At 59.0% G+C, this 22,904-nt stretch carries 20 protein-coding genes; 14 read left to right on the plus strand and 6 right to left on the minus strand.

The genetic code is table 11. From position 1 onward, the window contains the following. Nucleotides 1-5: 5 nt before the first annotated feature. Nucleotides 6-2,738: a winged helix-turn-helix domain-containing protein gene (locus ACU680_RS00445; RefSeq protein WP_448178385.1), complete on the plus strand. Its 2,733-nt coding sequence runs from the start codon at nucleotides 6-8 to the stop codon at nucleotides 2,736-2,738. A gap of 94 nt (nucleotides 2,739-2,832) precedes the next feature. On the opposite strand, the gene ACU680_RS00450 is transcribed toward ACU680_RS00445, so the two are convergent. Further along, nucleotides 2,833-7,134 (minus strand): M10 family metallopeptidase C-terminal domain-containing protein, encoded by a 4,302-nt coding sequence (locus ACU680_RS00450; RefSeq protein WP_448178386.1) that lies wholly within the window; start codon nucleotides 7,132-7,134, stop codon nucleotides 2,833-2,835. Nucleotides 7,135-7,339: 205 nt separating this feature from the next. Between ACU680_RS00450 and ACU680_RS00455 the strand changes: the two genes are divergently transcribed. Continuing rightward, nucleotides 7,340-7,984 (plus strand): MBL fold metallo-hydrolase, encoded by a 645-nt coding sequence (locus ACU680_RS00455; protein ID WP_367085683.1) that lies wholly within the window; start codon nucleotides 7,340-7,342, stop codon nucleotides 7,982-7,984. Nucleotides 7,985-8,098: 114 nt separating this feature from the next. Next, on the plus strand, nucleotides 8,099-8,827 hold the full coding sequence (locus tag ACU680_RS00460) for a YiaD family glycine zipper/OmpA-like lipoprotein (protein WP_108590184.1): 729 nt from the start codon (nucleotides 8,099-8,101) through the stop codon (nucleotides 8,825-8,827). Between the two features lie 244 nt (nucleotides 8,828-9,071). On the opposite strand, the gene ACU680_RS00465 is transcribed toward ACU680_RS00460, so the two are convergent. Continuing rightward, complete coding sequence (locus ACU680_RS00465) at nucleotides 9,072-9,506, minus strand: Z-ring associated ZapG family protein (protein WP_007961596.1); 435 nt, start codon at nucleotides 9,504-9,506, stop codon at nucleotides 9,072-9,074. Nucleotides 9,507-9,650: 144 nt separating this feature from the next. Here ACU680_RS00465 and ACU680_RS00470 point away from each other — a divergent pair, with 144 nt between their 5' ends. The 3 genes from ACU680_RS00470 (at nucleotide 9,651) to zapE (ending at nucleotide 12,845) form a co-directional block, all read left to right on the plus strand. Further along, entirely contained in the window at nucleotides 9,651-10,280 is a 630-nt protein-coding gene (locus tag ACU680_RS00470) for an alpha/beta hydrolase (protein WP_448178710.1), read from the plus strand. Nucleotides 10,281-10,304: 24 nt separating this feature from the next. Then, on the plus strand, nucleotides 10,305-11,660 hold the full coding sequence (locus ACU680_RS00475) for a tryptophan--tRNA ligase (RefSeq protein ID WP_367085682.1): 1,356 nt from the start codon (nucleotides 10,305-10,307) through the stop codon (nucleotides 11,658-11,660). 90 nt (nucleotides 11,661-11,750) lie between these two features. After that, complete coding sequence (gene zapE / locus ACU680_RS00480) at nucleotides 11,751-12,845, plus strand: cell division protein ZapE (RefSeq protein WP_123587820.1); 1,095 nt, start codon at nucleotides 11,751-11,753, stop codon at nucleotides 12,843-12,845. A gap of 194 nt (nucleotides 12,846-13,039) precedes the next feature. Here the strand turns inward: zapE and ACU680_RS00485 are convergent, their stop codons facing one another. Continuing rightward, a complete protein-coding gene (locus ACU680_RS00485; protein ID WP_171061848.1) occupies nucleotides 13,040-13,936 on the minus strand; it encodes a GlxA family transcriptional regulator in 897 nt (298 codons plus the stop codon). A gap of 250 nt (nucleotides 13,937-14,186) precedes the next feature. On the opposite strand from ACU680_RS00485, the gene ACU680_RS00490 reads away from it, so the two are divergent. Then, on the plus strand, nucleotides 14,187-15,323 hold the full coding sequence (locus tag ACU680_RS00490) for an acyl-CoA dehydrogenase family protein (protein WP_007961611.1): 1,137 nt from the start codon (nucleotides 14,187-14,189) through the stop codon (nucleotides 15,321-15,323). A gap of 88 nt (nucleotides 15,324-15,411) precedes the next feature. Here the strand turns inward: ACU680_RS00490 and ACU680_RS00495 are convergent, their stop codons facing one another. Then, entirely contained in the window at nucleotides 15,412-16,452 is a 1,041-nt protein-coding gene (locus ACU680_RS00495) for an NADP(H)-dependent aldo-keto reductase (RefSeq protein WP_448178387.1), read from the minus strand. A gap of 244 nt (nucleotides 16,453-16,696) precedes the next feature. On the opposite strand from ACU680_RS00495, the gene rplM reads away from it, so the two are divergent. The 7 genes from rplM (at nucleotide 16,697) to ACU680_RS00530 (ending at nucleotide 21,584) form a co-directional block, all read left to right on the plus strand. Then, nucleotides 16,697-17,125, plus strand: coding sequence for a 50S ribosomal protein L13 (gene rplM, locus ACU680_RS00500; RefSeq protein WP_003228062.1), 429 nt, complete (start codon nucleotides 16,697-16,699; stop codon nucleotides 17,123-17,125). 14 nt (nucleotides 17,126-17,139) lie between these two features. Then, nucleotides 17,140-17,532, plus strand: coding sequence for a 30S ribosomal protein S9 (gene rpsI / locus ACU680_RS00505; RefSeq protein ID WP_007961615.1), 393 nt, complete (start codon nucleotides 17,140-17,142; stop codon nucleotides 17,530-17,532). Between the two features lie 271 nt (nucleotides 17,533-17,803). Beyond that, nucleotides 17,804-18,397 (plus strand): ubiquinol-cytochrome c reductase iron-sulfur subunit, encoded by a 594-nt coding sequence (gene petA, locus ACU680_RS00510; protein ID WP_003228055.1) that lies wholly within the window; start codon nucleotides 17,804-17,806, stop codon nucleotides 18,395-18,397. Further along, on the plus strand, nucleotides 18,397-19,608 hold the full coding sequence (locus tag ACU680_RS00515) for a cytochrome b (RefSeq protein ID WP_007961618.1): 1,212 nt from the start codon (nucleotides 18,397-18,399) through the stop codon (nucleotides 19,606-19,608). Before petA ends, ACU680_RS00515 begins: the two co-directional genes overlap by 1 nt. Beyond that, complete coding sequence (locus ACU680_RS00520) at nucleotides 19,608-20,390, plus strand: cytochrome c1 (RefSeq protein ID WP_401069895.1); 783 nt, start codon at nucleotides 19,608-19,610, stop codon at nucleotides 20,388-20,390. The genes ACU680_RS00515 and ACU680_RS00520 overlap by 1 nt, the downstream gene beginning before the upstream one ends. Nucleotides 20,391-20,536: 146 nt before the next feature. Continuing rightward, on the plus strand, nucleotides 20,537-21,154 hold the full coding sequence (locus ACU680_RS00525) for a glutathione S-transferase N-terminal domain-containing protein (RefSeq protein WP_007961620.1): 618 nt from the start codon (nucleotides 20,537-20,539) through the stop codon (nucleotides 21,152-21,154). Nucleotides 21,155-21,170: 16 nt separating this feature from the next. Further along, nucleotides 21,171-21,584, plus strand: coding sequence for a ClpXP protease specificity-enhancing factor (locus ACU680_RS00530; RefSeq protein WP_003228047.1), 414 nt, complete (start codon nucleotides 21,171-21,173; stop codon nucleotides 21,582-21,584). 134 nt (nucleotides 21,585-21,718) lie between these two features. Here the strand turns inward: ACU680_RS00530 and ACU680_RS00535 are convergent, their stop codons facing one another. Both ACU680_RS00535 and ACU680_RS00540 read right to left on the minus strand, forming a co-directional pair. Continuing rightward, a complete protein-coding gene (locus ACU680_RS00535) occupies nucleotides 21,719-22,297 on the minus strand; it encodes a BON domain-containing protein (protein ID WP_007961621.1) in 579 nt (192 codons plus the stop codon). Continuing rightward, nucleotides 22,294-22,887, minus strand: a complete 594-nt coding sequence (locus ACU680_RS00540) for a phosphoheptose isomerase (RefSeq protein ID WP_007961622.1) — start codon at nucleotides 22,885-22,887, stop codon at nucleotides 22,294-22,296. Before ACU680_RS00540 ends, ACU680_RS00535 begins: the two co-directional genes overlap by 4 nt. Between the last annotated feature and the right edge of the window lie 17 nt (nucleotides 22,888-22,904).

Raw genomic sequence — 22,904 nt, forward strand, 5'->3', positions numbered from 1 at the left:
CGGCCATGACTGATCTGTCCCCGCTTCCGGATCCTGCAAGCGCTGCCGTCGCGACACTGGACGGGCGTTTTTTTCGCCCGCCACTGCCCGACGGTTACGTTTTGCGACCGCGTCTGTGTGAACGCCTGAGCGCCGGGCTCGGTGGACGTCTGTTGCTGGTCTGCGCGCCTGCCGGGTTCGGCAAGAGTTCGCTGGCGGTGGAGTTTTGTCAGAGCCTGCCGGCGCACTGGCAAAGCCTGTGGCTGGGATTGAGCCCACGGGATAACGATCCGGGGCGCTTTCTCGAGCGGTTGCTGGAAGGGTTGCAGGATTACTTTCCGGATCTGGGCAGTCGTGCACTTGGCCTGTTGAAAATGCGCCAGCGTCATCAGCCCTTTGCCTTCGAAGAATGGCTCGACGGCTTGCTCGATGAGTTGGCCCTGCAACTGCAACCGACGGCGCCGCTGTTGCTGGTGCTCGACGACTACCATCTCGCCCAGGGCCCGGTACTCGACCGTTGCCTGCAGTTTTTCCTCAATCATCTGCCCGATGGCTTGCTGGTCATGGTCACCAGTCGGCAGCGCCCGGACTGGCATCTGGCGCGCCTGCGCCTGTCGCGGCAACTGCTCGAACTGCATGAACAGGATCTGCGCCTGACCCATGACGAAGCCCTGACCCTGCTTGATCGGCATAGCACGTCGCTGCGTGGCGAAGCGCTGGAAAACCTGATTCAGCGCAGCGAAGGTTGGGTGGCCGGGCTGCGTTTCTGGTTGCTGGCGGCATCCGAAGCCGGCAACGAAACCGCATTGCCGCAAGCGCTGAACGGCGGGGAAGGGCTGATTCGCGACTACCTGCTCGAAGAAGTCATCGATTGCCTGCCCGCCGAGGTGCAGGCATTTCTCTACGACACCGCCCCTCAGGAGCGCTTTTGCAGCGAGCTGTGCGACGCGGTACGTGAAGCCCACGACAGCGGCGAAATCCTGCGGTTTCTGTTGGCGCATCAAGTGTTCCTGGTGCCGCTGGACGAGCACGGGCACTGGTATCGCTATCACCATCTGTTTTCCGATCTGTTGCGCAGCCGGCCCATCGCTCGGGCGATAGTGCCCGCCGCCACACTGCACCTGCGTGCCTGCCGCTGGTTCAATGCGCAGGGCCTTCTCGATGAAGCGGTCGAGCAGGCGCTGCGTGCCGGCCATCTGGATGTGGCGGCGAATCTGGTGCAGAACCTGTCTGAGGAACAACTGCTCGCCGAGCAGAACGTCGGCATGTTGCTGCGTTGGAAGATGGACCTGCCCGACAGCCTGCTGATCAGTACGCCGCGCTTGATCGTGCTCTATAGCTGGGCGCTGGGGCTGGCCTGTCAGCTGGATGCCGCTGAGGAGCTGGCCAGTCATTTAAGTCGCTTTCTGCCGGCGCCTTCGGCCTCTGCGCAGAAGTCGATGCTTGCACAATGGCTGGCGCTCAGCGGGATCATCGCCCGTGGACGTGGTCATCGGGAATTGACTCAACGCTACTGCAGCGAAGCGCTGGAAAGCCTGCCGGTGAAACGTTATGGGCAGCGGCTGATGTGCCTGTCCACGTTATCCAATCTGGCGATTGCGGATGGCGACCTGTGGCGCGCCCGGGGCTTGAACCGTGAGTCCCTCGAGCTGGCGCAGCGGGTTGGCAATCCGCTGTTCGAGGCGCTGGCGCATTACGACCGGGCGCGGGTGTTGCAGGCCCGTGGCGAGATTCTGCGGGCACTGGATGAGGTGCATCAGGGCCTTGATCGTCTGCGCGGGTTGTCGGCGCAACGTCTGTACGCGGTGCGTGCGCGGCTGACGTTGTACGAAGGTTTTCTGTTGTCCATGCGCCTGCAACCACAGCAGGCCCGGGCTCGATTGCTGAGCGGTGTGGCCGAAGCGCGGGCCTGTCGCGATATCAGTGTGTTGATCGGCCACTGCGTGATCGCTCGTCTGGACGGCAGCTCAGGCGAGTTTGCCAAGGCCTTTGCCGAACTCGCTGAAGCCGAGCGCCTGATGCATATCTGGGACGTGCCGCCAATCTACTACCTGGCAATGATCACCCTGGTCAAATGCGAGCTGTGGCTGGCGCAGGGCCGAACCGATCTGGCCGAGGCCTGGCTGGCGCGTCTTGGTCAGACCTATACCGGCGAGCGTGCAGCGGCGCCGCCGGAGTTTCATCCACAGTTGCCATTGCATGTCGAACTGCAGCAAGCGCTGCTCGATGTGATTCAGGGACAGCCGATGCTCGCCGAAGGGCGGTTGAATGTGCTGCTGGAAAACGGTCAGCAAACCGGTCGGCAGTTGCTGTGTGTGATGGCCCTGGCGCAGAAGGTGATGTTGCTGCTGGGCAATGGCCGCGAACCCGAGGCGCGCAGGGCGTTGGGCCAGGCGCTGGAAGCGGCGGCTGGCGGTGTGATACAGCCGTTTGACGCACTGATCAGAGAATATCCGGACTGGTTGCGCAGCCAATTGCACGCCTCACCGGCGTTGGCAGGGCAGCAGTTGTTGGCGCATTTTCCGCTGGTGGCTACTCGTCCGGTGATTGAGTCCACCGCAGCCGAACAACTCAGCAGCCGCGAACTGGCGGTGCTGCGTTTGATTGCCCAGGGCTGTTCGAATCAGGAGATCAGCGAGCAATTGTTCATTTCGCTGCACACGGTGAAAACCCATGCCAGCCATATCAACAGCAAGCTGGGCGTTGAGCGGCGTACGCAGGCGGTGGCGCGGGCCAAGGAACTGGGGGTTTTGACCTAACGCTACGGCTTTTCGGCACCCACAAAAAAGCCCCGAATGATCGGGGCTTTTTTGTGGGTGTCCCGACCTGCGAGCAGGTCGGGTAGCCGTTGTATCAGGCCACCAGATCGTTGGCGCTGAAGCTGTTCACACCCACCAACTGGATCTCGAAGTCCGCACCGGCGTGCCCGGTGACGTTGCCCGATAGCACATGATCGACGAAACGCAGTTGGCCGGCGCCGGTGAAGTCGGCAGAGCCGATGAAGGAGAACGCATTGAGGCCGTCTTGCAACAGGTTGGCGTCAAACATTCTCAGGTCGATCTTGTCGCCCTGCAGACTGTTGAAGTCATTGATGACGTCACTCAGGCTTCCGGTTCCCACTTCGTTCAAGTTGCTGAAGACAAACTGATCGCTGCCGGCGCCACCGATCAGGGTGTCCTTGCCGCCGCCGCCGAGCAGAATGTCATTGCCGGCCCCGCCATCGAGCTGGTCATTGCCTGCACCGCCACTGAGATAGTTGGCATCGGCGTTGCCGAACAATTTGTTGTCCTGGCCGTTGCCGAGCACACTGAAACCGCCAGTGCCGTTGATCCGTACGCTTTCCACGTTCAGCAGATTGCTCAGGTTCAGATCGACCACACTGTTCTGTTTCGCGTTGTACTGAATGCTCAACAAGTCGCGGCCAGGATCATTACCTTCCTGGATCAAGGCGAGCTCGGCAGCCTGATCCAGAATGTAGGTGTCATTACCCGCGCCGCCGATCATGGTGTCGATGCCGGTGCCACCATCCAGCACGTTGTTGCCGCTGTTGCCGGTCAACACGTTGTCCAGATCGTTGCCGGTCAGATTGAGCGCTTCACTTCCCAACAACAGGCCGTCTTCGACACTGTAGGACAGTGTGTAACTCACGGAGGTCTTGATCAGATCGTGACCATCCCACGGGGTTTCCTGAATGGTGTCGTTGACGTTGTCGACAATGTAAATGTCATCGCCAGTGCCACCGCTCATTCTGTCGGCACCGGCACCGCCGTCCAGCACATCGTTGCCGGCCCCGCCGTCCAGGGTGTTGTCGTAGGCATTGCCGAACAGTTTGTTGTCCAGGGCGTTACCCATCACCCAGAATGCTCCGGCACCCAAGACCCGCACACTTTCCACATTTTGCAGATTGGACACGTTGAGGTTGATCACGCTGCTGTTTCTGTCAGTCGAATATTCGATTGTCAGCAGGTCTCGCCCGCCATCGACATTTTCCTGGATTCGCGACAGCTCCGAGGAATCATCAAGGAAGTAGGAGTCATTGCCCGCACCACCGATCATGGTGTCGATGCCGGCCCCACCATTGAGAATGTTGTCGCCATCGTTGCCGATCAGCACGTTATCCAGTGCGTTGCCCGTCAGGTTGAGCGCTGCACTGCCGAGCAGTTGCGCGTCTTCGAGGTTGGCCCCCAAGGTGTAGCTGATCCATGATTTGACCTGGTCTCGACCTTCGTCCGCCAGCTCGACGATGGTGTCACCGATGTTGTCGATCACGTAGATGTCATCACCGGCGCCCCCCGTCAGGGTGTCGACGCCTGCGCCGCCGTCCAGAACGTTGGCATCGGCGTTTCCGAACAGTTTGTTGTCCAGGGCATTGCCGGTCACGGTAAACGCGCCCGCACCGGTAAGGCGCACGCTCTCGACGTATTGCAGGTTGCTCTGGGAGAGATTGACCACGGCGTTCTGGGCCGCGTTGTACTGGATGTCCAGCAGGTCCCGACCGGTCTCGTCCGCTTCCTGGATCAGTGCCAGTTCTTCCGCTTGATCGAGGATATAGGTGTCATTGCCGCTGCCACCGATCATGGTGTCGATGCCGGCTCCGCCATTGAGCGTGTCATTGCCTGCACCACCGATGAGGGTGTTGTTGCCGTCGTTACCGGTCAGCACGTTGTTCAGCTCGTTGCCGGTCAAGTTGATTGCGGCGCTGCCCAGCAGTTGACCTTCCTCGAGGTTGGCACCCAGCGTGTAGCTGATTGAGGATTTGACCTTGTCATAGCCTTCGCCCGCCAGCTCGACGACGACATCTGCGATGTTGTCGACCACGTAAGTGTCATCGCCTGCGCCACCAGTGAGGGTGTCGCTCCCGGCACCGCCATCCAGATAGTTGGCCTGGGCATTGCCGAACAATTTGTTGTCCAGTGCGTTGCCCAACAGGGTAAAGGCGCCCGAGCTATTGATGCGAACGCTTTCAAAATTCACCAGATTGCTCTGGTTCAGGTCGACCACGCTGTTTTGCATGGCGTCGTAGTAGATATTCAACAGATCGCGGCCCGGATCGTTGTCTTCTTGCACGAGCGCCAGCTCGGCAGCCTGATCCAGGTTGTAGGTGTCGTTTCCAGCGCCACCGATCATGGTGTCGACGCCGGCTCCGCCATTGAGAATGTTATTGCCGGCGTTGCCGATCAGCACGTTATTGAGATCATTACCGGTCAGGTTGAGTGCGGCATCACCCAGCAGTTGCCCGTCTTCAATGTTGGCTCCCAGGGTGTAGTTGATCGAGGCCATGACTTTGTCGCGACCTTCACCAGCAAGCTCGACGACGATGTCGCCGTAGTTGTCCACCACATAGGTGTCATCGCCGGCACCGCCAGTGAGGGTGTCGACGCCGCCACCTCCGTCAATCCAGTCATTGCCGGCATTGCCGAACAGTTTGTTGTCGAGAGCGTTGCCCAGCAGGGAGAACGCACCCTCACCGTTGATCCTCACGCTTTCCACGTTGATCAGGTTTGCCTGATTCAGATCGACGACGTTGGTCGAAGGGCCAGCGGCGTAGTTGATCAGCAGCAGATCGCGGCCCGGATCATTACCTTCTTGCACGAGAGCGAGCTCAGCCGCCTGATCCAGGTTGTAAGTGTCATTGCCGGCGCCGCCGATCATGGTGTCGACACCGGCGCCACCATTGAGGATGTTATTGCCGGCGTTGCCGATCAGCACGTTGTCGAGTTCGTTGCCGCTCAGGTTGAGGGCGGCGTTACCCATCAATTGGCCATCTTCGATATTGGCGCCCAGACCATAGGTGAGCGTGGTCATGACCTTGTCGCGGCCTTCGCCAGCGAGTTCGACGACGACATCGCCATAGTTATCGACCACGTATGTGTCGTCACCAGCACCGCCGGTGAGAGTGTCGGCACCGGCGCCACCGTCAAGCCAGTCATTGCCGGTATTGCCGAACAGCTTGTTGTCCAGTGCGTTGCCCTGCAGGGCGAAGGCGCCGGCACCAGTGATCCGAACGCTTTCTACGTTGACCAGGTTTGCCTGGTTCAGATCGACGACGTTGGTAAGGGGCCCGGCAGCGTAGGTAATTGTCAGCAGGTCGCGACCCGGATCGGTATCCTCGTAGATCAACGCCAGCTCCGCGGCATTGTCGAGGATGTACGTGTCGTTGCCTGCACCACCGGCCATGGTGTCAATGCCGCCGGCGCCGTTGAGTACGTTATTCAGGGCATTGCCGATCAGCACATCATTGAAGTTCGAACCGATGGCATTTTCTATCTTGGCGCCATAAGCGATGGCCAGCCCATCGTTGATCGCGGTTTGGGACGTGAAATCGACGAAGGCTTTGCCGATGCTGCTGTAAGCGCCTTCGTTGAGATTGATGCTGACGGAGTCGAGCTGGTTGCTGGCATCGATCGTGTCGTTTCCGCCGGCATCCCAGATCGTTTCGAAAATTGACTGATCCGGCGCCCACTTGTAGACGTTGTCCCCGGTCTGCCAGGCAGTATTGGCACCATAAAGGCTCTGGATCGCCAAGATGTCGAGCACCATAGGTGTCGTTGGCTGATAGGAATAGTTGCTGTTGTAGCTCATGACCGTGAGATGGACATCGTCCAGTTTCGGGTCGAGCAGGGTCTTGTTTGTGTTGCTGGTATCGAATGGGTGTTTGAGACCCAGCGCATGACCAATTTCATGCACGAATGTCAGGTAGTCGTAAGTGCCTTTGGATGGATTGGGATCATTGGTCTGCGGACCGATCCACACGTCGCCGGCTACCGGACTGTTGGCAGGGAAATAGGCCCAGGCGGCGGTCTTGTCATCCATCAACCGATAGGCGCCGAAGCGCAAGTCACCCACGTTTGTGAGGTTGTCGCTGGTCAGCGTGAAGTTGATGTTGGCGACCGCGCTCCACGCACCCAGCGCAGCGATCGCGGCATTTTGTTGGCCCACAGTCAGGGCATACAGTGCGTTGTATTCGTTATCAGGGCTGTAGTTGGTGACGAAGTACGAGGTATTCGGCGCCATGAAGCTATAGCTCAGATTGGTCGGTCCACCCGGGGTCCAGTTCGAACCTAACCAGTAAGTGCCGGACAGGAGACTGTCGACGACAGCGACGCCGGTCAGTGAAGACGGGAGGGATGGAGAGAAAGAACTGGGCGTTGGCATGCGGGATTTCCTGAGTGCGCTGCGGCCCTTCCTGAATGCGACCGCTACAAAAAAATGCGATTTTGCACCAGAAACAATACATTTGACATCATTGAGCCATCATTTTTTCGGATTGATGGCGTCAAATAACTGACCGGGCGATCTGTATCGGCATGTGCAGTAGAATTCTGAAATAAGCCTCACGACCGTTCGTCCAGGATTTTTCATGACTGCTTTCAGCTCTACGCTCATCCGCGAAACTTTCCCCGTCGGCCCGCTCCAGTGCAACTGCACGATCATCGGCGACCCGCTCACTAAAAAAGCCATCGTCGTCGACCCGGGCGGCAATCCTGACCTGATCATGGCGCGCCTCGATGCTCACGGCCTGAAAGTGGTCAGCATCATCCACACCCACGCGCATCTCGATCACTTCCTCGCCTCCGGGCAGATGAAAGAGAAAACCGGCGCGACCCTGCACCTGCACAAGGAAGACCAGTTCCTGTGGGACAACCTCGAGATGCAATGCCAGATGTTCGGCGTGCCTTACACCCCGGTACCGTCGCCGGATCGCTGGTTGAGCGACGATGAAGAACTGGCTTGCGGCTGCGGCGTGGCGCTGCATACGCCGGGACATACACCCGGTTCCATGAGCTTTTGGTTTTCCGAGGCTAAGCTGTTGATTGCCGGCGACACGTTGTTTCGTCGCGGCGTAGGGCGCACGGATTTGTGGGGCGGCGATCAGGCGACCATCGTGCGATCGATCAAGCAGCGGCTGTACACGCTCGACGAAGACGCAATCGTGGTTGCCGGGCATGGTCCGGACACGCGTCTTGGGGATGAAATGCGCGAAAACCCGTTCGTGCGCGCCTAAACATTTTGTCACGAGTGTGCGGCGGAATTTTTCGGCATTGTCATGATCCAACGCCCGCACAGGTCTATTGCCTAGGGCCGCTGCCACACAGAATGCGAAAATCAGGAGCTCTTCATGTTCACCACGCCTCGTTTGATTATTGTTGCTACTGCTGTAGCCATGTTGGCCGGCTGCGCCTCGCCCAACCCGTATGACAACCAGGGCCAGGCCGACGGCGGCGGTGTGAGCAAGACCGCCAAGTACGGTGGCCTCGGCGCTCTGGCCGGTGCTTTGGCGGGTGCCGCCATCGACCACAACAACCGTGGCAAGGGCGCCCTGATCGGCGCGGCGGTGGTCGGTGCATCGGCCGCCGGTTACGGTTACTACGCTGACCAGCAAGAGAAAAAGCTGCGCGCCAGCATGGCCAACACCGGGGTTGAAGTGCAGCGCCAGGGCGATCAGATCAAGCTGATCATGCCGGGCAACATCACCTTCGCCACCGATTCGGCGAACATCGCCCCAAGCTTCTATCAGCCGCTGAACAACCTGGCGAACTCGCTGAAAGAGTTCAACCAGAACCAGATCGAAATCGTCGGCTACACCGACAGCACCGGCAGCCGCCAGCACAACATGGACCTGTCCCAGCGTCGTGCGCAGAGCGTGGCCACCTACCTGACCTCGCAAGGTGTCAGCGGTGCCAACCTCTCGGCCCGTGGCGCCGGCCCGGATAACCCGATTGCCAGCAACGGTGACGTCAATGGCCGTGCGCAGAACCGCCGTGTTGAAGTCAACCTGAAGGCGATTCCGGGCCAGCAGTATGGTGGTCAGCAGCAACAGCCGGGTACGGTGCAGCAGTATCCGTAAGCGACTGCCTGAATGAAGAAATGCCCGGTCCTGGTGATCGGGCATTTTTTTGCGCCCTGTAGGAGCTGCGGCACGCTGCGATCTTTTGATCTTCAGCTTCAACAGCAAGATCAAAAGATCGCAGCCTCGTTTCACTTGGCAGCTCCTACAGGGTTATCGGGACAGTCAACAGAAGCTCGACAGGCACAAAAAAGCCCCCGGACAAGCGAATTGTCCGGGGGCTTTTTGTTGGGCGCTAAGCTGATTACTTCTTCAAACCATAATGCTCATCGAGCATGCCCGGCGAGTTCGGGGCTTTTGGCGCGTAGTCACGCGGCGGCTCCTGATCACGCGGCGGCGTCAGACGTTCGCGCGGTGCCTGCGCGGCATCGGCGTGCAAAGCGGCGATCAGGCGTTGGCGGGTCTGCTCGTCCAGGGCCAGGCGGTTGGCGCCCTCGGCGAGGTGATCCTGCACTTCCTGATAGCTCTGGGTCAGCTTCTTGACCAGCATCGCGGTGCTGTTGAAGTGGGTGACCACCTCGTTTTGATAGCTGTCGAAACGCTCCTGGATATCATCCAGTTGACGCTGCGTGCGGCTCGGCGCGGCGTTCGGCGCGACGCGAGCGATCAGGAATCCAATGGCGACACCCACAACCAGGGCAAGAGTCGGTAACAACCAAACTAAGAGCGAGTGTTCCACGAGTCCTTCCTCTATAAACGGCTTTGCTTTACGTTAACGGCTCGAACCTGCGCTGTATACCGCGATTCACTCGCAATAGATTGGCACAGACAATTTGCTAGACGAGTCGACCCGATTCGAGGTCACGGAGTTCCTTCCTTGCTGATGCGTGAAACCCCTGTAGTCATTGCCGGCCCCGTCGGCCAAATCGAAGCGCTGTACCTCGATAACGAGCAGCCAATCGGCATCGCGCTGATCTGCCATCCGAACCCGGTGCAGGGCGGCACCATGCTCAACAAGGTCGTCTCGACCCTGCAGCGCACCGCGCGCGACGCCGGCCTGATCACCTTGCGCTTCAACTATCGCGGCGTCGGTGCCAGCGAAGGCTCCCACGACATGGGCAGCGGTGAAGTCGATGACGCCCAGGCTGCCGCCGCCTGGCTACGGGAAAAACACCCGGATCTGCCGCTGACCCTGTTCGGTTTCTCCTTCGGCGGATTTGTTGCAGCAAGTCTCGGCGGTCGTTTCGAAGCCCAAGGCGTGCAGCTCAAGCACCTGTTCATGGTCGCGCCGGCGGTGATGCGTCTGGGTGATCAGGATCAACTGCCACAGCACGGCGAGCTGACCGTGATCCAGCCGGAAACCGACGAAGTGATCGATCCGCAGTTGGTCTACGACTGGTCGGAACAACTCCAGCGCCCCCATGAGCTGCTGAAAGTGGCAGAATGCGGACACTTTTTTCATGGCAAGCTGACCGATCTCAAGGATCTGATCCTGCCGCGTCTCTCGAATTGATTGCAGTCTGACAAGCGATTACCCATGACGAACCGTACCCGTATCCTCACCGGCATCACCACCACCGGCACGCCGCACCTGGGCAACTACGCCGGCGCCATTCGCCCGGCGATCCTCGCCAGCCGCGACAGCAATGCCGATTCGTTCTACTTTCTGGCCGACTACCACGCCCTGATCAAATGCGATGACCCGCTGCGCATCCAGCGCTCGCGTCTGGAAATCGCCGCGACCTGGCTGGCCGGTGGCCTCGATGTCGAACGTGTGACCTTCTATCGCCAGTCCGACATCCCGGAAATCCCTGAGCTGACCTGGCTGCTGACCTGCGTCGCCGCCAAGGGCCTGCTCAACCGTGCGCATGCCTACAAGGCCTCGGTGGACAAGAACGTCGAGAGCGGTGAAGACCCGGATGCCGGGATCACCATGGGTCTCTACAGCTACCCGGTGCTGATGGCGGCAGACATCCTGATGTTCAACGCGCACAAGGTGCCGGTCGGCCGCGACCAGATCCAGCACGTGGAAATGGCCCGCGACATCGGTCAGCGCTTCAACCACCTGTTCGGCCAGGGCAAAGAGTTCTTCACCATGCCCGAAGCGCTGATCGAGGAAAGCGTGGCGACGTTGCCGGGCCTCGACGGGCGCAAGATGTCGAAGAGCTACGACAACACCATCCCGCTGTTCACCAGTGCCAAAGAGATGAAGGACGCGATCTCGCGGATCGTCACCGACTCCAAGGCGCCGGGTGAGGCGAAAGATCCGGACAACTCGCACCTGTTCACTCTGTTCCAGGCGTTCGCCACGCCGGCACAGGCTGACGAATTCCGCAGCGAACTGCTCGGCGGTCTGGGCTGGGGCGAGGCGAAGAATCGTCTGTTCCAGTTGCTCGACAACGAACTGGGCGAGTCCCGCGAGCGTTATCACCAGTTGATCGAGCGCCCGGCGGATCTGGAAGACATCCTGCAGCACGGCGCGAAAAAGGCCCGTGCGGTGGCGACGCCGTTCCTCAATGAACTGCGTGAAGCGGTCGGCCTGCGTTCGTTCGTCAATCAGGTGCAAGTGGCGGCGACCACCAAGAAGAAAGCCGCGAAAGCTGCACGCTTCGTCAGCTTCCGTGAAGACGACGGCAGCTTCCGCTTCCGTCTGCTGGCGGCCGATGGCGAGCAACTGCTGCTGTCGCGCAACTTTGCCGACGGCAAAACCGCCGGCCAGGTGACCAAGCAACTGCAATCCGGTCAGGCGCTGGACATTCGCAACGAAGACCTGAGCTTCAGCGTGTGGCTGGAAGGTGAGTGCGTTGGCGACAGCCCGGCGTTCGCTGATGCGGCGGCGCGGGACGCGGCCATCGAGGCTTTGCGCGTTGCGCTGACCCCGGTTCAGGACTAATCCGCGGCGCGGCCCGACCAAGGGCTGATTGCCATTCCTACGGGCCGTCGCTACAGTGACGGCCCGTTTTTGTTGCCTTGCTAACGAATTATGACGCCCCTAGAACGATACCAAGCTGATCTGAAACGCCCGGACTTCTTCCATGACGCCGCGCAGGAAACTGCCGTGCGTCATCTGCAGCGCCTGTACGACGATCTGATCGCGGCCGAGCAGAACAAGCCGGGTTTGCTGGGCAAGCTGTTTGGCAAGAAGGATCAGGCGCCGGTCAAGGGCCTGTATTTCTGGGGCGGCGTGGGTCGCGGCAAGACTTACCTGGTCGACACCTTCTTCGAAGCGCTGCCGTTCAAGGAAAAGACCCGCACTCACTTCCACCGTTTCATGAAGCGTGTGCACGAAGAGATGAAAACCCTCGGCGGCGAGAAAAACCCGCTGACCATCATCGCCAAGCGCTTTGCGGCCGAGTCGCGGGTGATCTGCTTCGATGAATTCTTCGTCTCGGATATCACCGACGCGATGATCCTCGGCACGCTGATGGAAGAGCTGTTCAAGAACGGCGTGACCCTGGTCGCGACCTCGAACATCGTTCCGGACGGCCTGTACAAGGACGGCCTGCAACGTGCGCGCTTCCTGCCGGCCATTGCGCTGATCAAGCAGAACACCGAAATCGTCAACGTCGACAGCGGTGTCGACTACCGTCTGCGCCACCTCGAACAAGCGGAACTGTTTCACTATCCGCTGGACGAAGCCGCGCACGAAAGCCTGCGCAAGAGCTTCAAGGCCCTCACACCGGAATGCACCGCAGCGGTCGAGAATGACGTGCTGATCATCGAAAACCGCGAAATCCGTGCGCTGCGCACTTGCGACGACGTGGCCTGGTTCGACTTCCGCGAACTGTGCGACGGCCCGCGCAGCCAGAACGATTACATCGAGCTGGGCAAGATCTTCCACGCCGTGCTGCTCAGCGGCGTCGAGCAGATGAGCGTCACCACCGACGACATCGCCCGGCGTTTCATCAACATGGTCGACGAGTTCTACGACCGTAACGTCAAGCTGATCATTTCTGCCGAAGTCGAGCTGAAAGACCTGTACACCGGCGGACGCCTGACGTTCGAATTCCAGCGTACGCTCAGCCGTCTGCTGGAGATGCAATCCCACGAATTCCTGTCGCGGGCGCACAAGCCTTAAACCGATTCGGCGTACAAAAAAGGGCCTGCGATTGCAGGCCCTTTCTTATGCGTGGAAGAAAATCTCTAATGCACTGCAATCCCTGTGGGAGCTGGCTTGCCAGCGATAGCGGTTTGTCAGAGAAATAGATATCACCTGACACGACGCCATCGCTAGCAAGCCAGCTCCCACAGGATTTGTATTTGCTCAGAGGTCTACGCAGCCTGCTGAAACTGCTGCCGATACTGGTTCGGCGACAGCTCGGTGTGCTGGCGGAACAGCCGCGCAAAGAAGCTCGCATCGTCGTAGCCGACCTCATAACTGATGGTCTTGATGCTTTTGCGACTGCCGGACAGCAAGCCCTTGGCGGTCTCGATGCGCAGGCGTTGCAGGTAGTGCAGCGGCTTGTCGCCAGTCGCGGTCTGGAAGCGGCGCATGAAGTTGCGGATGCTCATGCCGTGCTCGCGGGCCACGTCTTCAAAGCGGAACTTGTCGGCGAAATGCTCTTCGAGCCAGTGCTGGATCTGCAGGATGATCACGTCCTGGTGCAGCTTCTGCCCACCGAACCCGATACGTCCCGGCGAATAACTGCGCTGCACTTCATACAGAATGTCGCGGGCCACGGCTTGCGCCACGTTGGCGCCGCAGAAGCGTTCGATCAGGTAGATGTAGAGGTCGCAGGCTGAAGTGGTGCCGCCGGCGCAATACAGGTTGTCGGCGTCGGTCAGGTGCTTGTCCTGATTGAGGTACACCTTGGGGAAGCGCTCGGCGAAGGCATTGAAGAAGCGCCAGTAGGTGGTCGCTTCCTTGCCATTGAGCAGTCCGGCCTCGGCCAGCCAGAACACCCCGGTGGCTTCGCCGCAGAGCACGGCACCGCGTGCGTGCTGCTCGCGCAGCCACGGCAGGATCTGTGGATAACGGCCGCACAGGGTTTCGAAATCGTCCCAGAAGGCCGGGAGGATGATGACGTCGGCGTTTTCCAGGCCGCCGTCCACCGGCATCATCACGTCACTGAAGCTGTTCACCGGTTTGCCGTCGGGGCTGACCAGGCGGGTTTCAAACGCCGGTGTCAGGCCGTGGCCCAGTTGTTTGCCGTAACGCAGGCTGGCCAGATGGAAGAAATCCTTGGCCTGCATGAGAGTGGATGCGAAAACCCGGTCGATTGCCAGGATGCTGACGCGCCGCAAGGGCGTGGAGACTTGCTTGGACATAATTCAACTTTTGTTTTGTTTTTATAAGGGAAAGTGGTCACCAGACGGCTGGATCGTCTTATTTTTTGTCGGATGTGTCCAGTGTCCTGTATCGGAGGCGGGGCTTAGTCTCTGAAGGTCAGATCCCTCCAACAAGAAAGAAAGGTGCCGCATGATCCCCAGAACCTTGTTCAGCTCCGAGCACGAATTGTTCCGCGACAGCGTACGAACCTTCCTCGAAAAAGAGGCCGTGCCGTTCCATGCGCAATGGGAGAAACAAGGCCACATCGACCGCAAGCTGTGGAACAAGGCAGGGGAGGCGGGGATGCTTTGCTCGCACCTGCCGGAAGAATACGGCGGCCTGGGCGCGGACTTTCTGTACAGCGCCGTGGTGATCGAAGAGGTCGGTCGCCTGGGTCTGACCGGTATCGGTTTCTCGCTGCATTCGGACATCGTCGCGCCGTACATCCTGCATTACGGCAGCGAGGCGCTGAAGCAAAAATACCTGCCAAAACTGGTCTCGGGCGAGATGGTCAGTGCCATCGCCATGACCGAGCCAGGTGCCGGCTCCGACCTGCAAGGAGTCAAGACCACCGCAGTGCTGGACGGCGACGAGTACGTGATCAACGGCTCCAAGACCTTCATCACCAACGGCTTCCTCGCTGACCTGGTGATCGTGGTCGCCAAGACTGATCCGAAGGCCGGCGCCAAGGGCACCAGCCTGTTTGTGGTGGAAGCGAATACGCCGGGTTTCGAGAAGGGCAAACGCCTGGAGAAGGTCGGAATGAAGGCCCAGGACACGTCGGAATTATTCTTCCAGGACGTGCGCGTGCCGAAGGAAAACCTGTTGGGGCAGGCCGGGGCAGGGTTTGCCTACCTGATGCAGGAATTGCCGCAGGAGCGTCTCACGGTGGCGATTGGTGGTCTGGCCTCAGCCGAAGCCGCGCTGAAGTGGACGCTGGATTACACCCGTGATCGCAAGGCGTTCGGCAAGGCGATTGCCGACTTCCAGAACACCCGTTTCAAACTGGCGGAAATGGCCACGGAAATTCAGATCGGCCGGGTCTTTGTCGACAAGTGCCTGGAGTTGCATCTGCAAGGCAAGCTGGATGTGCCGACGGCGGCGATGGCCAAATACTGGGGCACGGACCTGCAATGCAAAGTGCTCGACGAGTGCGTGCAGTTGCATGGCGGTTACGGCTTCATGTGGGAATACCCGGTGGCCCGGGCGTGGGCGGATGCGCGCGTGCAGCGCATCTATGCCGGCACCAATGAAATCATGAAGGAGATCATTGCGCGGTCGCTTTGAAAGGCTGAAAAGATCGCAGCCTGCGGTAGCTCCAACCCAGGATCGGTGTGAACCCTGTAGGAGCTGCCGAAGGCTGCGATCTTTTTACTTATGGCGCCGGGTTCGGATGATCCTTGTGAATCGCCTCGATCCCCGCCAGCACTTCATCGGAAAGTTTCAGATCAAAACTGGCAATGTTGCTGTCCAGTTGCTCCAGCGTCGTTGCGCCAATGATGTTGCTGGTGACGAACGGTTGCTGGGTGACGAACGCCAAAGCCATTTGCGCCGGGTCCAGACCGTGTTCACGGGCTAAGGCCACGTAACGGCTGCAGGCGGCTTCCGATTGCGCGTTGAAATAGCGGCTGAAGCGGCTGTAGAGGCTCAGGCGGCCTTTCGGTGGGCGAGCGCCACCTTCGTACTTGCCGGACAGGAAACCAAACGCCAGCGGCGAATAGGCGAGCAGGCCGCACTGTTCACGGATCGCGATTTCCGCCAGGCCGATTTCAAAGCTGCGGTTGAGCAGGTTGTACGGGTTCTGGATCGACACCGCACGCGGCCAGCCACGGGCTTCGGCCAGAGCGAGGAAACGCATGGTGCCCCACGGCGTCTCGTTGGACAGACCGATGTGGCGTATCTTGCCGGCCTTCACTTGCTCGTCGAGCGCTTCGAGGGTGTCTTCGAGCGGCGTCAGGTTGGCTTCGATCTTGTGTTTGTAGCCCAGTTGGCCGAAGAAGTTGGTGCTGCGTTCCGGCCAGTGCAATTGATATAGGTCGATGTAATCGGTCTGCAGGCGCTCGAGACTGGCATCCACTGCGGCGGTGATGTGCTGGCGGTTATGGCGCAGGTTTTTGTCGCGGATGTAGTCGATGGTGTTGCCGGGGCCGGCGATCTTGCTGGCGAGGATCCACTCGGCACGATCACCACGGCTTTTGAAATAATTGCCGATGTAGCGCTCGGTGGTGGCGTAGGTTTCGGCTTTCGGCGGCACCGGGTACATCTCGGCGGTGTCGATGAAATTGATCCCGGCCTCTTTGGCCCGCTCGATCTGGGCGAAGGCTTCAGCTTCAGTGTTTTGCTCGCCCCAGGTCATGGTGCCGAGGCAGATTGCACTCACGTTGAGGTCGGTACGGCCTAGCTGGCGATAGTCCATCGGGTGCTCCTTGGGCAAAACAATCATAAAAGCAGGTTGAAAATTTTTTCGCAATCTGCATAATTGCCGACCTCTTTCTGCAGTGGAAGTGATGCGCCGCCGCCGAAGAATCTTGCCGTTGAACGGACGCGCCGACCCGAGCCCCCGAAAGCGTCTGTATCCGGCTGCCTTTGACTTGTCAAAGTACGCACTATTCAGTAAGATCCGCCGTCTTATTTACAGGCGGCCCCTGAGGCTATAAAGAATGAAAACTTTTACTGCTAAACCGGAAACAGTAAAGCGCGACTGGTTTGTCGTCGACGCTGCTGGTCAGACCCTGGGTCGTCTGGCCACCGAAATCGCGAGCCGTCTGCGTGGCAAGCACAAGCCTGAGTACACTCCTCACGTTGACACCGGCGACTACATCGTCGTAATCAACGCCGAGCAGATCCGTGTAACCGGCGCTAAAACCACTGACAAAATGTACTACTCCCACTCCGGTTTCCCGGGCGGCATCAAGTCGATCAACTTTGAAAAGCTGATCGCCAAGGCCCCTGAGCGCGTGATCGAGACCGCGGTTAAAGGCATGCTGCCTAAGAACCCGCTGGGTCGTGACATGTACCGTAAGCTGAAAGTCTATGCGGGCGCTGCACACCCTCATACTGCTCAGCAGCCCCAAGAACTGAAGATTTAACGGAATAGTTCATTATGTCGGCGACTCAAAATTACGGCACTGGCCGTCGCAAGACCGCAACCGCACGCGTTTTCCTGCGTCCGGGTACTGGTAACATCTCCATCAACAACCGCTCCCTGGACTCGTTCTTCGGCCGCGAAACTGCCCGCATGGTAGTTCGTCAGCCGCTGGAACTGACCGAGACTGTCGAGAAGTTCGACATCTACGTCACTGTCATCGGTGGTGGTGTAAGTGGTCAGGCTGGCGCAATCCGCCACGGCATCACTCGCGCTCTGATGGATTACGACGAAACCCTGCGTAGCGCTCTGCGCAAAGCTGGCTTCGTTACTCGCGACGCCCGTGAAGTTGAACGTAAGAAAGTTGGTCTGCGTAAAGCGCGTAAGCGTCCGCAGTACTCGAAGCGTTAATTCCGCTTCCACGTTCAAAAAAGAACGCCCGATTCCTCACGGAACCGGGCGTTTTTTTATGCCTGCGATTTATCAAAAGAATTGCGCTGTGACAACTTGCCACATTCGTAGACCCCCTATACTGCAAGGCTTGAGGGTGTGAGCTCCGGGTAATTCCCTTGTCAGAATTGGGGCTTTTCATTACCATCTCGGCAAAATTTTTATAAGTAACATTGATTTATTTAGTAGATGCCTGATTTAACAGGCCACAAAGCTGATGGGAGAGGACTGAATGAGCAATGACGGCGTGAATGCAGGCCGGCGTCGCTTCTTGGTAGCAGCCACATCCGTGGTGGGTGCTGCAGGAGCGGTGGGGGCTGCGGTCCCGTTCGTGGGGTCATGGTTTCCCAGTGCCAAGGCGAAAGCCGCCGGTGCACCGGTGAAAGTGAATGTCAGCAAGATCGAGCCAGGACAGCAAATGATTGCCGAGTGGCGCGGCCAGCCGGTGTTCATTGTCCGCCGTACTGCGGAAATCCTGGGGAATCTCAAAAAGATCGAGGGCCAGCTCTCCGATCCGACTTCCAAAAACTCCACGCAACCTACCTATGTCGACCCTGAAGTGCGTTCGATCAAGCCGGAAATTCTGCTGCTGATCGGGATCTGCACTCACCTGGGTTGCTCACCAACCTTCCGTCCCGAAGTGGCGCCTGCGGATCTGGGTAAAGACTGGGTCGGCGGCTATTTCTGCCCTTGCCACGGTTCCCACTACGATCTGGCTGGCCGCGTCTACAAGTCGCAACCTGCGCCTTTGAACCTGCCAGTTCCCCCGCATTCCTATGAGACCGATGACCTGATTGTCATTGGCGTCGATACGGAGAAAGCGTGATGAGCAAGTTCATGGATTGGGTTGATGCGCGCTTCCCCGCGACCAAAATGTGGGAAGACCATCTCAGCAAGTATTACGCGCCAAAAAACTTCAACTTCTTCTATTTCTTCGGCTCGCTGGCACTGCTGGTGCTGGTCAACCAGATCGTCACCGGTGTCTGGCTGACGATGAGCTACACCCCGTCGGCAGAAGAGGCGTTCGCTTCCGTCGAATACATCATGCGCGACGTCGAGTACGGCTCGATCCTGCGTCTGCTGCACTCCACTGGCGCCTCGGCGTTCTTCATCGTGGTCTATCTGCACATGTTCCGTGGCCTGCTCTACGGTTCGTACCAGAAACCACGCGAACTCGTCTGGGTGTTCGGCATGCTTATCTACCTGGCGCTGATGGCTGAAGCGTTCATGGGATACCTGCTGCCGTGGGGCCAGATGTCCTACTGGGGTGCCCAGGTGATCATCTCGCTGTTCGGTGCGATTCCGGTGATCGGCAACGACCTGACCCAGTGGATTCGTGGTGACTACCTGATCTCCGGAATCACCCTGAACCGCTTCTTCGCCCTGCACGTCGTGGCCCTGCCGATCGTGATCCTCGGTCTGGTGGTGTTGCACATTCTGGCGCTGCACGAAGTCGGTTCGAACAACCCTGATGGCGTCGACATCAAGAAGCACAAAGATGAAAACGGTGTGCCGCTGGACGGCATTGCTTTCCATCCGTACTACACCGTGAAAGACATTGTCGGCGTAGTGGTGTTCCTGTTTATCTTCTGCTTTATCGTGTTCTTCTTCCCGGAAATGGGCGGCTACTTCCTCGAAAAACCAAACTTCGAGCAAGCCAACCCGTTCAAGACGCCTGAGCACATTGCGCCGGTCTGGTACTTCACGCCGTTCTACGCGATCTTGCGTGCGATCCCGGACAAACTCATGGGCGTTATCGCCATGGGCGCCTCGATTGCCTTGCTCTTCGTGCTGCCGTGGCTGGATCGCAGTCCGGTCAAATCGATGCGCTACAAGGGCTGGATGAGCAAGATCTGGCTGGTGGTGTTCTGCATCGCGTTCGTGATCCTCGGCATTCTGGGCGTACTCGCTCCGACGCCGGAGCGCACGCTGGTGTCGCAGGTCTGCACCTTCCTGTACTTCGCCTACTTCATTCTGATGCCGTTCTACACCAGGCTCGAGAAGACCAAACCGGTTCCGGAAAGGGTGACTGGCTGATGAAAAAGTTATTTTTTGCTCTGATTTTTGCTGCTCTGCCAGTGCTGTCTTTCGCCGCCGAACACGGTGGCCCGGAGCTGGAAAAAGTCGATATCGACGTGTCTGACAAGGCTGCCCTGCAAGATGGTGCGCGGACCTTCGCCAACTATTGCATGGGTTGCCACAGTGCCAAGTTCCAGCGTTACGAGCGGGTGGCCGATGACCTCGGCATTCCCCACGAAATGATGCTCGACAAGCTGGTGTTCACTGGCGCCAAGATCGGCGACCACATGAACATCGGCATGCAGCCAGCGGACGCCAAGACCTGGTTCGGTGCTGCTCCGCCGGACCTGACCCTGGTGGCTCGCGTGCGTGGTACTGACTGGCTCTACGGTTACCTGCGCTCGTTCTACGAAGATCCGGCGCGCCCATGGGGCGTGAACAACAAGGTCTTCCCGAACGTCGGCATGCCTAACGTGCTGGTCGGCCTGCAAGGTCGTCAGGTGGTGGGCTGCAAGCAAGTGCAGATCGTCGAAGACGGCAAGAAGCAATACGATCCGCTGACCGGTACGCCGCTGACCCATGAAGCGTGCGATCAGTTGACCATCGTGCCGAAAACCGGTGCTCTGAACGAAGAGCAGTTCGATGAGAAGGTCAAGAATCTGGTAACCTTCCTGGCTTACTCGGCTAACCCGGTTAAGCTGCAACATCAGCGCATCGGTACTTACGTCTTGCTGTACCTGGCGTTCTTCTTTGTGTTCGCCTACCTGCTCAAGCGTGAATACTGGAAAGACGTGCACTGATACGCTTCAAGCATTGCTGTTAATCGCGCGCGCCCAAGGGCGCCTCCGATAACGCAAGGTCTGGTTCGCCAGGCATTGCGGGAGGCGCCCTCTGGGCGCGCGCGTTTTTCCGGTTCCGATCATTTCAACAAGCGAGGAGGATCGCCATGGGCGTGACCAATCGGTTGGCCTGTTACTCCGACCCCGCCGACCACTATTCCCACCGAGTGCGCATCGTGCTTGCAGAGAAGGGTGTCAGCGCCGAAATCATTTACGTGGAAGCTGGTCGCCAGCCGCCTAAACTGATTGAGGTGAACCCTTACGGCAGTCTCCCGACACTGGTCGATCGCGACCTGGCGTTGTGGGAGTCGACCGTGGTGATGGAATATCTGGATGAGCGTTACCCGCATCCGCCACTGATGCCGGTTTATCCGGTGGCGCGTGCCAACAGCCGTCTGCTGATTCATCGTATTCAGCGTGACTGGTGTGGTCTGGTGGATCTGATTCTTGATCCCAAGTCCAAGGAGGCCGCGCGTGTCGTGGCACGCAAGGAATTGCGTGAAAGCCTGACGGGCGTGTCGCCGTTGTTTGCCGACAAGCCGTTTTTCCTCAGTGAGGAACAAAGTCTGGTGGATTGCTGCCTATTGCCAATACTCTGGCGTTTGCCGATTCTGGGTATTGAACTGCCGCGGCCGGCCAAGCCGCTGCTTGATTATATGGAGCGCCAGTTTGCGCGTGAGGCTTTCCAGGCGAGTCTGTCTGGCGTCGAACGCGATATGCGCTAAGGCTTAAGGAGCCGCTATGAACTCCAGTCGACCTTATCTGGTCCGCGCGCTCTACGAGTGGATTGTGGATAACGATTGCACCCCGCACATGCTGGTCAATTCCGAATACCCGGCGGTGCAGGTGCCGCAGGGTTTCGCCAGTGACGGGCAGATCGTCCTGAACATTTCGCCCAGCGCCGTGCGTCACTTGCACATGGACAACGACGTGGTGACCTTCGAGGGTCGCTTCGGTGGCGTTCCGCACAGCCTGTATGTGCCGATCAGTGCGATCCTGGGTATCTATGCCCGGGAGAACGGGCAGGGCATGGTGTTCGATCTCGAGTCGCCGATGGATGACGAAGACGATATCGAGCCCGATGACGACTTGCCGCCACCGGACAGCGAGCCGCCGCGCCCAAGCGGCCGGCCAAGTTTGAAGGTGGTGAAGTAATAAAAAAGGCGACCCGAGAGGGTCGCCTTTTTTATTACGTAGGAGCTGCCGCAGGCTGCGATCTTTTGATCTTGTTTTTGACGATCAAAAGATCGCAGCCTCGTTTCACTCGACAGCTCCTACAGAAGTGTACGTCAGTCGATGTATTCGAACAGCTTCACGATTTTCTGCACGCCGGAAACGCTCTGCACCAGATTGGTCGCCTGTTGCGCTTCCTGCTTGGTCAGCAGGCCCAGCAGATAGACGATGCCGTTCTCGGTCACGACTTTGATGCGCGAGCCGGGAATGCTGGCATCGGTCAGCATCTGGGTCTTGATTTTGGTGGTCAGCCAGGCATCGTTCTGACGGGCGAGGAAGCTCGAAGGCGCGATCACTTGCAGCTCGTTGTGGACCTTCTTCACGCGCTGGACGTTGGCGGCGGCCTGTTCGGCCTTGGCCTTGAGGTCTTCGCGCGGCGTCTGGCCGGCGAGCAGCACCACGCCGTTGAAGCTGGTGACGACGATATGCGAGTCCTTGTCCAGGCCAGGGTCGGCCTTGGCCACGTTGACGCCGACTTTGGTCTCGATCAGCGAGTCGTCGATTTTACTGCCGAAGGTTCGGGTGCCGCGGTCGTCTTCAATCGGCGCCTCGCGGCTGGCATTCACCACCGAGGTGCAGCCGCTGATGCCGAGGCACAGGGTCAAGGCCAGAAGGCCAAGGCGATTAGGGGTCATTCTTCACTCCCGAACAGTTGGCTGTCGATCAGATCGCAGAGGCAATGGATCGCCAGCAGATGGACTTCCTGAATACGTGCAGTGACATGGGCCGGTACGCGAATCTCGACATCTTCAGGCAGCAGCAGCGAAGCCATGCCGCCGCCATCGCGGCCAGTCAATGCTACGACAATCATTTCGCGATCATGTGCGGCCTGGATCGCCTGAATAATGTTTGCCGAGTTACCGCTGGTCGAAATCGCCAGCAATACATCGCCTGGCTGACCCAGTGCGCGGATCTGCTTGGAGAACACTTCGTTGTAGCTGTAGTCGTTGGCGATCGAGGTGATCGTCGAGCTGTCGGTGGTCAGGGCGATGGCCGGCAAGCTCGGGCGTTCGCGCTCGAAGCGGTTGAGCAGCTCCGAGGAGAAGTGCTGGGCGTCGCCGGCGGAGCCGCCGTTGCCGCACGAAAGCATTTTGCCTTCGTTGAGCAGGGCGTTGACCATGATCTGGCTGGCTTGCTCGATGTGCGGTGCAAGTACGTCCATCGCCTGTTGCTTGGTGTCGATACTGGCCTGGAAAAGCTGGCGAATTCGGGATTGCATGTCCATCTGTGTGACCTTAAGTG

The sequence above is a fragment of the Pseudomonas sp. LF020 genome (assembly GCF_053456425.1).

Excerpts from the sequence above, each read along its gene's own strand:
- ACU680_RS00540 (WP_007961622.1), bottom strand. The coding sequence starts at position 22,887 with ATGGACATGCAATCCCGAATTCGCCAGCTTTTCCAGGCCAGTATCGAC.
- ACU680_RS00490 (WP_007961611.1), top strand. The coding sequence starts at position 14,187 with ATGATCCCCAGAACCTTGTTCAGCTCCGAGCACGAATTGTTCCGCGAC.
- ACU680_RS00520 (WP_401069895.1), top strand. The coding sequence starts at position 19,608 with ATGAAAAAGTTATTTTTTGCTCTGATTTTTGCTGCTCTGCCAGTGCTG.
- ACU680_RS00445 (WP_448178385.1), top strand. The coding sequence starts at position 6 with ATGACTGATCTGTCCCCGCTTCCGGATCCTGCAAGCGCTGCCGTCGCG.
- ACU680_RS00530 (WP_003228047.1), top strand. The coding sequence starts at position 21,171 with ATGAACTCCAGTCGACCTTATCTGGTCCGCGCGCTCTACGAGTGGATT.
- rpsI (WP_007961615.1), top strand. The coding sequence starts at position 17,140 with ATGTCGGCGACTCAAAATTACGGCACTGGCCGTCGCAAGACCGCAACC.
- rplM (WP_003228062.1), top strand. The coding sequence starts at position 16,697 with ATGAAAACTTTTACTGCTAAACCGGAAACAGTAAAGCGCGACTGGTTT.
- petA (WP_003228055.1), top strand. The coding sequence starts at position 17,804 with ATGAGCAATGACGGCGTGAATGCAGGCCGGCGTCGCTTCTTGGTAGCA.
- ACU680_RS00495 (WP_448178387.1), bottom strand. The coding sequence starts at position 16,452 with ATGGACTATCGCCAGCTAGGCCGTACCGACCTCAACGTGAGTGCAATC.
- ACU680_RS00450 (WP_448178386.1), bottom strand. The coding sequence starts at position 7,134 with ATGCCAACGCCCAGTTCTTTCTCTCCATCCCTCCCGTCTTCACTGACC.
- ACU680_RS00535 (WP_007961621.1), bottom strand. The coding sequence starts at position 22,297 with ATGACCCCTAATCGCCTTGGCCTTCTGGCCTTGACCCTGTGCCTCGGC.
- zapE (WP_123587820.1), top strand. The coding sequence starts at position 11,751 with ATGACGCCCCTAGAACGATACCAAGCTGATCTGAAACGCCCGGACTTC.
- ACU680_RS00525 (WP_007961620.1), top strand. The coding sequence starts at position 20,537 with ATGGGCGTGACCAATCGGTTGGCCTGTTACTCCGACCCCGCCGACCAC.
- ACU680_RS00515 (WP_007961618.1), top strand. The coding sequence starts at position 18,397 with ATGAGCAAGTTCATGGATTGGGTTGATGCGCGCTTCCCCGCGACCAAA.
- ACU680_RS00470 (WP_448178710.1), top strand. The coding sequence starts at position 9,651 with ATGCGTGAAACCCCTGTAGTCATTGCCGGCCCCGTCGGCCAAATCGAA.
- ACU680_RS00475 (WP_367085682.1), top strand. The coding sequence starts at position 10,305 with ATGACGAACCGTACCCGTATCCTCACCGGCATCACCACCACCGGCACG.
- ACU680_RS00455 (WP_367085683.1), top strand. The coding sequence starts at position 7,340 with ATGACTGCTTTCAGCTCTACGCTCATCCGCGAAACTTTCCCCGTCGGC.
- ACU680_RS00460 (WP_108590184.1), top strand. The coding sequence starts at position 8,099 with ATGTTCACCACGCCTCGTTTGATTATTGTTGCTACTGCTGTAGCCATG.